Genomic DNA, 13,301 nt, shown 5'->3' with positions numbered 1-13,301 from the left:
TGTGTAAACCATCATCAATAAAGACTTCTATAGATACTGTATCGGGCAAATAATTAGAAAAAACACAATAAATTAAAAAATATAAAGAGGCTGTAGTATTCGTTATTGCAAAAAAATAGCAGAGAACTACATGTTCTCTGCTAATTAGTATATTGAGGAAGAAGCTTTTACACCTCCTTCTTACTTTATGCTATTTTAACGTTAATGGCGTTAAGGCCTTTGTTCCCGTTTTGTACATCGAATGTTACGACATCGTTCTCACGGATAGTATCTACTAAACCTGAATTATGTACGAAAACGTCCTGACCACCATTTGAAGGGGTAATAAAACCAAATCCTTTGGCATCGTTAAAGAATTTTACTGTTCCTTGTTGCATTGTATTGTATTATAAAATTATTGTATTGATTGAATAAATTGTGTATTGGCTGTTGCCATACCTGTCATGATCATCTCAAAACAGATTTTTTAATTTACGCTATGCGTACATTAACGGCGTTAAGGCCTTTATTCCCATTTTGTACATCGAATGTTACGACATCGTTCTCACGAATAGTATCTACTAAACCTGAAGTATGTACGAAAACATCCTGACCACCGTTTGAAGGTGAAATAAAACCAAATCCTTTGGTATCGTTAAAGAATTTTACTGTTCCTTGTTGCATTGTATTCTATTATAAAATTGTTGTATTTACGGATAAATTATTTGGCTATTGCCATCACAGTATTGATGATTACGTCAACACGGTAATAAAATCGATTTGTGAGCAAGAAATGATGGGGTATTTTTAGAATCTTGAAATATTCAAGCTGAAAAAAGGTACTGCACCTGTTAAATTGATGACAAAAATTAGCGGCTGAAAAAGCGAAGACTGATAGAGAGTTGTAAATTCAAAAATTTCAGAGGAAGCGTCGGCAGGAGCCTGATTATTTTACAAATGTACATATAATTTATTAAAAACAAGCAGTTTTTTAATTTTTATTTTTTTTGTGATAAGGATTTATATAAAATATATAAATAAAAATTAATTATTTAAATCAAAATAATAGAATTCTGCAAAGATCAATGATCTGGTAGATCATATGGTGCTTAACGGCAAAGCTTCAGGAATTACTTCAGTGTAAATAAACCCTGATTAATATTGAATGAATATTTATAATGAATTTTTATAAGTACAGGAAATGTTCTCGCTAGTGGAGGGCTTCGCTATTTCAGAGACAAGATGAATATCAGTACAAAACATTTACCGGAGCCATCCGGGCACTGGTTTCAATAACCAAAAAACTCTGGAGGTTTATCTTAAGGTAATCAGCAGAAAAAAATAAATGGCTAACTGCGTGTATATTTTCATCAAAAGTGATCCCTTTTATAATATGAAGCTTTCCGATACATATAAAACTACAGCTAGCAAAGGGTTTTGGTCAGGCGGAGTAAAAGTGCAAAACTATTCATATACATTTGGCTTGTTTTATGCTATATGTACCGAGTTAACTTAAAAAAAATAAAAATATGAAAAAGAAATTATTCACCTTATTGGCTTTTGGTTTATTTGCAGTAGCCATTAATGCCCAGGAAACGGTGAAGCAAGAAGCTAAAAATGTTGGCAATGCTATTGAAAAAGGAGCAAAAGCAACAGGAAAAGGAGTAAAAGATGGTGCAGAATGGGTTGGAGATAAAACTCAGAAAGGGGCAAAAGCAACCAAAAAAGGGGTTAAAAAAGGCACCAAATGGGTTGGCAAAACTGCAACCAAAGGTGCAAAAGATGTTAAAAATACCGCTGTAAAAGGTGCAGACGCAGTTTCAGATGGTTATAAAGATGTAAAAGCAGATATAAAAAAATAATTTTTCTGAAAAATTAAAAAAAGCGACTTCTATTATTGAAGTCGTTTTTTTTAATTATAATATTTCTGTAATTAGTGCGGATTTAAGAATCAATTATCTGATAATTAATAAAATATATAAAGCTCCTGTTTTTGGCAGGAGCTTTATAGGGTTGTAAATTCAATTAATTTTTGATCATTTTTAAACTTCCGCTGCTTCCGTTACTGGATTTCCAATGAACAATATAGGTTCCTCCTAAAGAGCTTTGGAGATCGATTGGCAGTTTGTTTAGCCCTTCTCTAAGATCTATTGTATAAGCAGTAATTATTTTACCATTAAAATCACTCACACTGATTGAAACTGTTTCTTTTTCAGTGGCTGTATAGTGAAGTTCACTGAAGCCCATGGTTGGATTTGGAGCTAAAGATACTTGTTGTTGCAGGGTGGTATTTTTTGCAATTGACCCGCAACCTTGAACAGGACGAATACAGAGATTACAAGTAAACTTAGTAGGAGTGATTCTGTATTTGTTCACACCAGTGCAGGTAATACCCACTCCATATCCATACTGCCAGTCATAATCTATCAGACACGGATCTGAGAGCATTACATGATCTCCAATGGTGGTGGGAAGAGGATAATACCCACTATATAAGTTGGAGGGCTGTGTGAAAGTTACTTTAGCATACCTAATGGGCTGGGTTCCAACAGTAACCGGGAATGTGTAATTCTGCGGGGTTGATCCGGGATTGCTAGGTGTATGAATAGGAAGATAAGTCTTCGATATTTCAGTAGTCCCGATCTTTACACTTAATGTAAGATTCGCACTGACATAGGGTTGATCAGCAGAATTATAATCATCATCCCTGATAAAGGTAATGTCGTAAGTTAATGGGTTTCCCCCTCCAAACTGTGCGCTTAGTTGATTAGGACAAATAAGCATTAAATACAGTAGTAAGAAAATTTTTTTCATTGTAATATTATTTTAAATTGTTGATTCTGTTGATAAATATGATGGACAATTCGATTTTATTTACAAGAATTAAGTAATAAGCAATTGAATTGTATCATTAATAATTGTAGGATATGTTTTTAACTACTTAAAATTGTAACTTATTATCGGTGTGTCAAAAAGGAAATTAACAAGTGTCAAAGTATGACTGATATCTGTCTGTGTTTTTTTAATAACCGTAAAATTTCAGAATATTATCGTCAATAAGCGATCAATGAGCTAATAGTTCAGATGTAGATTTTGTAAACTTCTTAATCATTGATAGTATGAAAATCTTATTTATGGTGTTGCAACGAGCCGTACAGCAAGTTAATTTTGAGCTTTACAGGAAATAAATTTTCTTAGAAATGAGCCATCTTTGTAATACAAATTATTAACATGGATATTTTAAAATTAAGTATTGATTGGGCAAAAGCAGAAGTATTTTCTGCCAAAATAACTTTACTGATAGGCATGCTGTTTTTGGTAGCAGCGATAGGTTTTTGGCAATTAGGCAAAACGGTTGTGGCTAAAGCTTTTATATGGCCGGTATTGGTGGCGGGAATATTAATTACTGTTGTTTCAGCAGGTTTATATTTCACCAACAAACCAAGAATTACACAGTTTAAAGAAGATTATACAGCCAACGCAAAGGCATTTATTCAAACGGAAACAGATCGTACCGCAAAATCCCAAAATGATTTTACCATAGTCTTTAAAGTTCTTCCACTTATTATCATTGCAGCAGCATTGCTGATTATGTTTGTAGATATTCCCATTTGGAGAGCTATTGGCAGTACTGCCATTGCATTAATGACTGTACTGATGCTGATAGACAGCAATACCGCAGCGCGAAACGCTGCTTACCACAGACAACTTTTAAAAACTGCGACTCTATGAAAATAATGACACCCGAGGTCGATGATTTTTTTGTATATTCCTGTAGTTCAGAAGACCAATGGGGCTATGAACAGTTTATTCCGGAGCATATTTTAGCTTATCAGGTATCGGGAGAAACACATATTTTTCATCAGCAGGGAACTTTTGTTTTAAAGAAAAACCAGCTGCTTCTGGCCCATAGAAATCAGTTTGCAAAAAGTTTAAAAATGCCTGCATCAGACAATGAATATAAAGCGGTTTCCGTTATTTTAAAATCAGAAGATCTGAAAAAATTTGCAGCCGTCAATAATATCATCTGCGATAAGCCGTATTCAGGAAAATACAATCTCGTTTTGAAACCTGATCCTTATTTGAAAAGCTATTTTCAATCATTAATTCCTTATCTTGAACAGCCTGATGGAAGTAGTAAAAAAATGGTTTTTTCCAAAGTGACAGAAGCTATAGAACTCTTACTGCACATACATCCGGAACTTCAGAATTTTTTATTTGATTTTAATGAACCGCATAAAATCAATCTTAAAGAGTTTATGCTGAAAAATTTTCAATATAATGCACCGATTGAAAATTTCGCCAAACTCACAGGCAGAAGCCTTGCCGGATTTAAAAGAGATTTTTCAAAATCATTTCAGGTTCCCCCTGCAAAATGGCTCAAAGAAAAACGCCTTGAAGAAGCCTATTATCTTATCCATCAGAAAAATAAAAAACCTTCAGATATCTATCTGGATTTAGGATTTGAGAACCTGCCGCATTTTTATACTTCATTCAAACAGAAGTATGGCGTTACCCCAACTGAAAGTTTAACAATCAATAAATAAAAAAATGAACTACGAACAAAAAATTCAGGAAGCGGAAGACCGATTGGCGATTCGTGAATTAATAGACCGTTATGCCTATTGTGCCGACTCCCGTGATGCAACAGGACAAATGGCATTATTTACAGAAGACACTAATTTTGAGGTATATTATGATCCGAAGTCGGAAACACCAAGTCAGGTGATTACTAACAATAAAGATTTGTTACCCGTATTTGATAATCTGAATACTTACAAATCTACCATGCATTTTAACGGACAGAGTACGGTGAAACTCACCGGGGATAAAGCTACAGGTATAACTTATTGTATGGCACACCATCTAACCATGGAAGATGATAAGCAAAAGCTGATGATCGCTGCCATTCGTTACCATGATATTTTCGTAAAGCAAAATGACAAATGGCTTTTTGCAGAACGCAAATTGCTGGTAGACTGGATCGAGAACAGATAAAATCTTTTTTGTAGCTTATCAGTAAGTTGACAAAGTTTTATATTTTAAAGTATATGAAATACGAAGTAGAAAATTGGAATGCCCGCACTGTATTTGTATTTAGAGAATGTCTGAAGACATTTGAAGAATTTTCAGAAATTATTGATAGGATAATAAAGCCTGATTATAAGTCAAGAATAGAAATAACAAGTTGGACAGAAAGTTTTACATTTACAAAAGATGAGATGGAAATTTATTTTGGAAATTTTTATGAGGGTGATGCAGTCTATTCTTTTGAATTGCTTCCCTTTGGAAATAACGATAAATTTGGCTTCGCTAAACTGAAATTGATGATGGACAGTATAAGTAATCTTTTGTAAAGGAAATAGTCAAACGTACAATAGTGGATTTCCACTAACATAATCCCCACTCAACTGTACCTAATTGTCAGTAGTGATTATGGAAGTAACACTTATAAACTTTGAAGACACAAAATGCAAAACACAAAAGGACTTCTTAACGACATAAAACAGCACGATAAGATTGCGATTAGAGTGAGTTCTAATTCAAATAATAATTTGTCTGAAGAAGTTATGCAAATGCTTATTCAACCTCACAGAAAAGCTAATTATTTTTTTGTTTTCATGGAAAATGGTTCACTGACACATAAGGCTGATTTAAACGATCTGACAATTACAAATGGGCAATTGTTTTTTGTTTTGCCTAATCAAATTCATTCTGTACCTGCACAGAAGAAAGATGACATTGAATGTTTCAAAATGAGTTTTGACGAAAACTGCTTGTCTTTACTTCCGAAACAATTTTCTTTTTTAATCAATCCATTAAATTCGCAAATTATTTCATTTGAAAATGATGCAAGACAAAGAGTAAAAATACTTTTTGAAATTCTCAACCAAATTTTAAATTCAGATGATGACCAAAAAGATGCTGAAATTATTTTGGCTCATCTTAATGCGCTTTTAACCGAACTGAATAATGCATATTTTAAAAATGCTGTAAAAGGAAAAGCTGAACCAAACAAAATTCAAAAATACATTGAGTTTAGAATTGCAGTTGAAGCTCATTTGACCGAGCAATATTCTATCAATACAATTGCCGATAATCTTTCTGTAACGACCAACCATCTTTACAACATTGTAAAAGAATTTTCAGGGGTTTCGCCAAAAGAATTTATCACAAACCGGCTGATATTGGAAGCACAAAGAAAACTGCATTATTCCAAAACAACAATCAAAGAATTGGCTTACGAGCTTGGTTTTAATGACCCGGACTATTTTTCAAGGCTCTTCAAAAAAAGCACAGGAAAAAGTATCAGTACATATTTAACAGATATTCAGGATTTGTCAGGCCATTAAAGTGATTAGTCCTGCCGTATCAAATATATCCTGCCGACTTTTACAGCTCTTAAAATACAGAAAAAAATGAATTACGAAGTAATCACAAACGCAGAAGAAAACAATAATAAAGAAGAGCGTAAATCAGCATTCATAACAGGAGCAAACAAAGGAATCGGTTTTGAAACCGCTAAACAAATGGCAGAACTTGGATATTTCGTTTACATCGGAAGTCGGGATAACGTTAAAGGACTTGAAGCCATCGGGAAACTAAAATCACTAGGTTATACCAATGTGGACTGCATCGAACTAGATGTAACGGACATTAATTCTATCCAATCGGCAAGACAGGAATTGGAAGTGAAAGCTAAAAAGCTGGATGTCTTAATTAACAACGCAGGTATTAGTGGCGGTTTTCCACAACCAGCGACAAAAGTTTCTTACAACACGTTGCGGCTTGTATTTGAGACTAATTTTTTTGGAGCAATTCAAACGACACAAGAATTCATGGACCTATTAAAAAAGGCAGATCAACCACGAATTGTAAACGTAACCACCGAGTTGTCTTCATTAACAAATCACAGCGATCCGAGTTGGACATTTGCGCAATTCAAACCAGCTGCTTATGGTCCGTCAAAAACGGCTTTGAATGCATACACTGTAATGTTAGCGGTTGAACTCAAGGACACAAACTTCAAAGTAAATTGCGTCTGTCCCGGGTTTACTGCTACCGACTTTAATAATCATCAGGGAACAAGAACAGTTGAGCAAGGTGCAAGTGTTATCGTAAAATATGCAACGCTTGGCAAAGACGGCGCGACAGGAAAATTTTTCAACGAAAAAGGTGAAACACCTTGGTAACAGTGAAACAAATTCAATCATTTGAGGTAAAAATAATCAAGAGCAGGTTTTTCCTGCTCTTGATATTTACATCTAATATTTATATGATCATTTCAGATCAAAAATACTTTTTTCCATTTTGCAATGGTATTTCTGCTTAAGTTAAATTGTTTTGCCAGTTGGCTATTGTTACATTTGTGTGTGTTTTGATAAGCAAGTATTTCAAAAATGGCTGTTCTGTTATAAGATTTATGCCTTTGGTTATGCAGATTTTCTTTCGTACCAAAAATAATTTTATTAAGTCTTATTACATCCGTTGATGATAATATTTGTTTGTTCAAAATAGGCTGGCAGGAAGATAACTTTTCTGAGTGTTTTATATTCAAAATGTCCGAATAAATTCTCTTATAATCAGGTTGCTTCATATTTTTTGATATTTATTGATCCATTTATACAGCGTTGTTTTGGGGATATTATATTCTTCTATGATCTGCTGTTTTGTTTTATTTCCGTTACTGATTAGCTCCAGCATAAATTCTATAATCTCTTTTGTATATATGTTTTTACGGAATTGCGGAAGGTTTGTTTTTTTTGATGAAATATCAAAATCCTTTGCAGACTGTGGAGAATATAAGATTAAATGCTGGCTGTACAGTCTAAAGAAATCGTATTTGAGCAGTTTGCTCCATTGTAACAACAAGTCACAATCCAGATTTTTAGACTGAAACATCCTTTTTACATCTCTTTCATCACAGTCTAAAAATTTACAGATCCTTGTTATTTCTATCTGAGATTCGTTGACCCGCTGCTCAAGGAAAAAACCAACATGAATATTTTTAAAGTTTAATCCACTCATTTATAGATTGATTTTTTATTCCACGAAGAGAATTGCTTAAATTGATAAGCTGGTCTCTGTCAATACTAAATTTACATTTCACCCGGATTTCCTTTCTTCTTTCTGATTTTAAATATAATTTAAGCTGATGTCCATATATAGATTTATTGATACTGTAATCTTTCAAGTTGTCTTTGGGAAATTCCATACATGGATAGATATGTGCTTTTTTATAAGGATGAAAGATTTTTATTGTTATTACTTCACCTGAAAATTCATAGATGAAACATTTTAAATTAAATAATACTAGTAAAAGAATAAAAATAACCAAGGACAACACAGTCAATATTATAGTTCCGGCAGGAATAAGTTCCTGAAATAAGTACGAAAACAGAGCACTCAAAATACACAGAAACAGGCCCATGCTAATTATGGTAGAAGTCATTTTTATTTTTTTTGTATTATCAATTTTCATCAATTCTTTCACAATTGTTTATATAATTTTACAGAACAGAAATGTGGGAAATTGTTTAATTTATCTGATACCAATTAGTGCCGTCACTTTGGATCATGGTGGTAGAAATAGAATTCACGGAAGTAATATCTGTGTTTTCAGTAAATTTGATATTCTGACTGAAAGTAAGGACGTTGTTTGTTTCATCGGTTTTACGGATAATTAGTATTCTCCCTTTATTAGCAGCGGCATTGGGTAAGGTTAATGTAAATCCTCCATTGGCTGCATTGGCTAAAATCGTATGATCTGAGGCTGAAGTAGTATAGTCGGCTGTTACTTTTACAATGTTTGTTATTGCTGCCGGATCTTTCCAGGCCAATACAGCTGTTGCTGCATTACCATCTGTAGTCAGTACCTGACCCGGGTTACCATTCACACGAGGTAATATATAGCTTCCTTCAGCTGCGCCGGTGCTGGTCTGGTAAGTATATTTTACACCTTCAGCTGAGTTTACATTAACAGCCGCCTTTTGATTATTGGTTAAATTATCAGATTCTAAAAAAACATCTTTATCATTTACACCTGCTGCTCCAAAAAAACCATCTGTAGTATTACGGGTTCTGATTGTTACAAAGTTTTGACTGAATGTAGCAGTAGAGAAATTTCCAGCAGCTTGGTTTCCATTAAAGAGATCCAGACGGGACGGCACTGCAGACAAACCGGATGTTACCAACGGTGTTTTAGTTCCCCAACTAGTATTATCAATTTTTTGAACCAGAAATGAACCTGTTGCAGCAGCGGCAGTAGGATCAACATTGTCTGAAACTGAAGACAGGTTACCTAAAGACGGATTGTTGGTTTCCATCGTAGAAATGGTTGTCCCATTTGTAATGCTTGCCTTCAGATCACCGGCTACTTCAAACTGTTTGGTAGATGTGTTGCCGGTAAAATTACCAACCGCAACATTTTTGTTTTGATAGATAGCCTGTGTATTGGATGTTGCCGGAGTTGTACTGCCTTGTATATTCCAGGGTTCTGTACCTGTTGCCGGATCTTTCCAGGCTAATACAGCTGTGGCTGCATTACCGTCCGTAGTCAGTACCTGACCCGGAGTACCATTGACACGAGGGAATATGTAGCTGCCTTCAGCTGTACCGGTGCTGGTCTGGTAAGTATATTTTACTCCCTCGACTGCATTTACATTGACAGCGGCATTATTACTGAGCGCACCATTAGAAAAAGCGGATAATGAAATACCACTTGAGTTGGAAGCAATTTGAGAATAAGCAGTATTAAAATTTCCAACCACTGTTCTTATGTTGTCTTTTTGAGCAATAAGAGTAGAAAAACTGCCATCATTATTTCCAATACCAACAATAGCTTCGCTTTGACTTACTCCAGTAAACGAGGTTTCATTGGGGCCGGCAGCAGATAATAAATTCCATGGTTTTACTCCTGCCCCTGTTAATCCAATGAGTCTGTTTGTTTCCAAAGCATGGGTGATCGTACCATTTGTTATGGATGTTTTAATGTCACCGGCTACTTCAAACTGCTTAGTGGATACGGTTCCTGTAAAATCACCAACTGCAACATTTTTGTTTTGATAAATAGCTTGTGTATTGGATGCTGCCGGATTTGTACTGCCCTGTATGTTCCATGGAGTTGCTGCTGTACCGGCAGAAGTTTTAATCCACTTTGTTCCGTCATTATAGTATATCCCTGGAGTCACATCTCCTGCCGTAGCATTATTATAGACCGTCATTCCGGCTACATGCGCAGAAAGGGGAATGGAGGAACTTGTAGACACTAAAGAAACCCTGTTTAAGAGTAATCCTTTATCTGAAGACCCTAGAGTAAGATCGGAACTCAGGTTTGGAGTCGTTGTATTGATCCCAACCTGTGCCTTAAAAATATAAGAACTAAATAATAATGCGGCAATAAGTATTTGCTTTTTCATCTTAATGTATATTTATTGCTGCAAAGTAAGGGCTTATCAAAAAGCCACAGTATTCGGGGAAACCCCTGATTTTATATTGTGGAAAACCCTTAATTACATATATTAAGGAGTGGAGGATCAATCGTGAAAAGTGTTGTAATTCAATTAATCTACAGGAAAATATCAGGTACAGCCTTAAAGCTTACTGAAAAGCTATTTAAGAATTTTATTGGAGTATACATACTGTAACAACCCAAATGCATTGGATGTTTTGGTTTTAATCATCATACTTTTACGATGAGCTTCTACGGTGCGTTCACTTATAAAAAGGAGCTGTGCAATTTCTTTATTGGTGTGTTCTTTTACTAATAACCGCAGCACTTCAAGCTCTCTTGTCGTAAACTGATTAGCTTTATTTTCCTGCTGGTCGATTACTGTTAAAAGGATTTTGCTTATATCGCTGCTAAAATGGGTGTCATTATTGCTAACTTTTTCTATCGCTGTAAATAATTCTTCTTTTGCATATTTTTTTAGTACATACGCATCAGCTCCGGCATTCATAACTTCTCTAATAATTTCAGCTTCATCATGCATACTCAGGATGATAATTTTTACAGAAGGCTGTAATTTTTTTATCCCGAGAATAAGATCACTGCCATGTATGCCCCTCATATTATAATCACTTATAATAAGATCAACCTGATTTTTTTCTAAATACTCAAGAGCTTCAGGACCGTTATTTAATTGTGCTGTGACCTTAAAATCAGGCTTCATTTCCAGCAATGCTGTCAGGCCGTCATTGATAATAGCATGATCATCAATTAAAAGAATCTTCATTTGTGAAATTGTTTTATTAAAATGAACTATTATGAAATGGTACTGCAATAATAGTTATTTTAGCACAAAATATTTACATGTGTTGTATGTTATTCATTAAAAGAGAGTTCTTTAAATCTTTAACTGTTATATTTTCACATACAAGGATCATAGGGCAAAATATATCATTATTATGTCTTCTACTTCTAATAACCTCATGCAGAACAAATGAAAAAGAAGCTCAAAATAAGGAAGCTGAAAGGTTGATTGAGAAAGCAAAGATTTTTATAAATACCAGTACGAATGAAGTAAAAAATAATGACAGCATTCTCTACTATACAAACAAGGCTTACGCAATCGCTGAAAAAACAAAAAATAAGGCACTTCAAGGACGTTGTTTTATAAATTTTGCAGGGCGCTATAGCAAGCAGGGTGAATATAAAAAAGCTGAAAAAGAATATTTTAAATCTATTGAACTTTTCAAGGAAGCAAACAACAAGGAAGGAACAGCACTAGCCCAGCTTAATCTTGGAATAATCTATAGTAATTTAAAAGAGTATTATAACAGCATTAAATACTGCCTGCTTGCCGCAAAATTTTACGAAAAAGAAGATCAAAAGAAATACTATTTCACAATTCTGGTTTTAGCACAGAATTATAGGATAATTGAGGACTATGACAGTGCTAAGAAATATTACAGCATATATAAGGAAAACATATTACAGACTAATTCTTATCTCGAAATCGGGCAGTATTATCTTGGCTATGCCGCGGTGCTGGAAAACTCGGGTAGTAATCCAGACAGTATTATCTACAATTATAATAAAGCAATGTCCTTTTCAATAAAAAGTAAAAATAAATCTAACCTTGTGGTAGCTTATTGCCGGCTTGCTGTTTATTATTGTCTTAAAAATGATTTTAAAAATGCTGCAAAAAACATTGATGCCTGCTCGAAATTAGAAAATGACCCTGAAGTACTTAATAAAAAAGAAATTTATCTCGCTAAATGCATTTTTTATTCATCTACGGATAATGTAGAACTAGCTGAAAAGAACGGCCGGAAGGCTTTGGAATATACAGAAGAATCAGACGATGTTAACAGAAAAAATATTTATCTTTCTCTTGCAAGCATCTATCATCGGCACAATATGAATGATAAAGCTTATGAAATGTTCAGTCTGTCGGATCAATATAACTCGATTGTTAATAATAAGGCAAATTTAGACCGCATTCAAAATTTAAAGAATAAATATGAGCACGATCAGTCCGTTAGGGATATTCATAGCCTTAAGCAAAAGAACACCATACAAAGTTTATTGCTCATTATTGCCGGCATACTGCTTGTTTTTATAATTATCATTACTATAATACTGCTAAACCGCAGAAAGCTTAAAGCCAAATCTAAGCTGGACGAAGAAATAAGGAAGCAGCAGGAGATCAATATTGCAGAAGTTATTAAAGCTGAAGAACTGGAAAGAAGAAGGATCGCAGAACATCTTCATGACGGTGGGGGTGCCGGTATTTCCGCTGCCATATTAAATGTAAGTGTGCTTAATGATATTCAGGAAATTGATCCTCAGGAACTTCATGTTAAAAACAAAAACATTCTACATCAGCTTAGAACGGTTTACGATGATCTCCGCACAATAAGTCATCAAATGATGCCGAATTCATTAATAAAAGCAGGCCTGCCAAATGCTTTAAAAGAATTTGTTAATAGTGTTGATAACAATAAACTGGAGGTGAGTTTATATATTCATGGCTTAGAAGCAAGATTCAATGAGTCTGTTGAACTCATAGTCTATAGGGCTATTCAGGAAATAGTCACCAATGTAATTAAGCATGCCAATGCAAGTAAACTTAAGATTGAACTGATAAAAGATCCTGAAGGTCTACATATTATGATTGAAGATAACGGAATTGGCTTTGATAAAGCAGCAATTAATGATCAAAACGGAATTGGGATCCAAAACATGATTTCGAAAATTGAATTTCTAAACGGAACCATAGATTTTGATACTTCAATAGGAAAGGGGAGTTTGGTTGTTATTTATTTACCGCTTTTCGATTAAAATTTGAATGTTTTTAGGCTAATATACTTTTGATAAA

General features: G+C 34.3%; 15 protein-coding genes. 8 read left to right on the top strand and 7 right to left on the bottom strand.

The features are described 5' to 3' along the window. Positions 1–185: 185 nt before the first annotated feature. Together IW15_RS17215 and IW15_RS17210 are read right to left on the bottom strand one after the other, a co-directional pair. The gene (locus IW15_RS17215) at positions 186–377 is read right to left on the bottom strand and encodes a cold-shock protein (protein ID WP_034713869.1); all 192 of its coding nucleotides are present in this window, start codon (positions 375–377) and stop codon (positions 186–188) included. A 94-nt stretch (positions 378–471) separates the two neighbouring features. Further along, positions 472–663, bottom strand: coding sequence for a cold-shock protein (locus tag IW15_RS17210; protein ID WP_034713867.1), 192 nt, complete (start codon positions 661–663; stop codon positions 472–474). Positions 664–1,508: 845 nt separating this feature from the next. On the opposite strand from IW15_RS17210, the gene IW15_RS17205 reads away from it, so the two are divergent. After that, positions 1,509–1,841: a hypothetical protein gene (locus tag IW15_RS17205; RefSeq protein WP_051882166.1), complete on the top strand. Its 333-nt coding sequence runs from the start codon at positions 1,509–1,511 to the stop codon at positions 1,839–1,841. Positions 1,842–2,004: 163 nt separating this feature from the next. Here IW15_RS17205 and IW15_RS17200 read toward each other — a convergent pair whose 3' ends face one another. Continuing rightward, on the bottom strand, positions 2,005–2,793 hold the full coding sequence (locus IW15_RS17200) for a T9SS type A sorting domain-containing protein (RefSeq protein WP_084681468.1): 789 nt from the start codon (positions 2,791–2,793) through the stop codon (positions 2,005–2,007). A 417-nt stretch (positions 2,794–3,210) separates the two neighbouring features. Here IW15_RS17200 and IW15_RS17195 point away from each other — a divergent pair, with 417 nt between their 5' ends. The 6 genes from IW15_RS17195 to IW15_RS17170 all read left to right on the top strand — a co-directional run bounded on the left by IW15_RS17195 (position 3,211) and on the right by IW15_RS17170 (position 7,172). Further along, positions 3,211–3,711 carry a hypothetical protein gene (locus IW15_RS17195; protein ID WP_034713864.1) on the top strand — a complete coding sequence of 167 codons (501 nt, stop codon included), beginning with the start codon at positions 3,211–3,213 and terminating at the stop codon, positions 3,709–3,711. After that, a complete protein-coding gene (locus IW15_RS17190) occupies positions 3,708–4,526 on the top strand; it encodes a helix-turn-helix domain-containing protein (protein ID WP_034713861.1) in 819 nt (272 codons plus the stop codon). Before IW15_RS17195 ends, IW15_RS17190 begins: the two co-directional genes overlap by 4 nt. Before the next feature lie 4 nt (positions 4,527–4,530). Beyond that, positions 4,531–4,977: a nuclear transport factor 2 family protein gene (locus tag IW15_RS17185; RefSeq protein WP_051882165.1), complete on the top strand. Its 447-nt coding sequence runs from the start codon at positions 4,531–4,533 to the stop codon at positions 4,975–4,977. 53 nt (positions 4,978–5,030) lie between these two features. Beyond that, the gene (locus IW15_RS17180) at positions 5,031–5,336 is read left to right on the top strand and encodes a hypothetical protein (protein ID WP_034713859.1); all 306 of its coding nucleotides are present in this window, start codon (positions 5,031–5,033) and stop codon (positions 5,334–5,336) included. A gap of 114 nt (positions 5,337–5,450) precedes the next feature. Beyond that, the gene (locus IW15_RS17175; RefSeq protein WP_034713858.1) at positions 5,451–6,332 is read left to right on the top strand and encodes an AraC family transcriptional regulator; all 882 of its coding nucleotides are present in this window, start codon (positions 5,451–5,453) and stop codon (positions 6,330–6,332) included. Positions 6,333–6,398: 66 nt separating this feature from the next. Beyond that, on the top strand, positions 6,399–7,172 hold the full coding sequence (locus IW15_RS17170; RefSeq protein ID WP_051882163.1) for an SDR family oxidoreductase: 774 nt from the start codon (positions 6,399–6,401) through the stop codon (positions 7,170–7,172). A gap of 92 nt (positions 7,173–7,264) precedes the next feature. Here IW15_RS17170 and IW15_RS17165 read toward each other — a convergent pair whose 3' ends face one another. The 4 genes from IW15_RS17165 to IW15_RS17145 form a co-directional block, all read right to left on the bottom strand. Then, positions 7,265–7,576 (bottom strand): hypothetical protein, encoded by a 312-nt coding sequence (locus tag IW15_RS17165; RefSeq protein ID WP_034713857.1) that lies wholly within the window; start codon positions 7,574–7,576, stop codon positions 7,265–7,267. Beyond that, positions 7,573–8,007: a helix-turn-helix domain-containing protein gene (locus IW15_RS17160; RefSeq protein ID WP_034713856.1), complete on the bottom strand. Its 435-nt coding sequence runs from the start codon at positions 8,005–8,007 to the stop codon at positions 7,573–7,575. The genes IW15_RS17165 and IW15_RS17160 overlap by 4 nt, the downstream gene beginning before the upstream one ends. Before the next feature lie 509 nt (positions 8,008–8,516). Beyond that, positions 8,517–10,397, bottom strand: coding sequence for a hypothetical protein (locus tag IW15_RS22950; RefSeq protein WP_051882161.1), 1,881 nt, complete (start codon positions 10,395–10,397; stop codon positions 8,517–8,519). 192 nt (positions 10,398–10,589) lie between these two features. Further along, positions 10,590–11,213: a response regulator transcription factor gene (locus tag IW15_RS17145; RefSeq protein ID WP_034713853.1), complete on the bottom strand. Its 624-nt coding sequence runs from the start codon at positions 11,211–11,213 to the stop codon at positions 10,590–10,592. A gap of 86 nt (positions 11,214–11,299) precedes the next feature. Here IW15_RS17145 and IW15_RS17140 point away from each other — a divergent pair, with 86 nt between their 5' ends. Further along, the gene (locus tag IW15_RS17140) at positions 11,300–13,264 is read left to right on the top strand and encodes a tetratricopeptide repeat-containing sensor histidine kinase (protein WP_034713851.1); all 1,965 of its coding nucleotides are present in this window, start codon (positions 11,300–11,302) and stop codon (positions 13,262–13,264) included. The last annotated feature ends 37 nt before the right edge of the window (positions 13,265–13,301 follow it).

The sequence above is a fragment of the Chryseobacterium soli genome, assembly GCF_000737705.1.
Taxonomy (GTDB): Bacteria; Bacteroidota; Bacteroidia; order Flavobacteriales; family Weeksellaceae; genus Chryseobacterium; species Chryseobacterium soli.
This window is presented reverse-complemented; position numbering and strand designations above follow the sequence as displayed.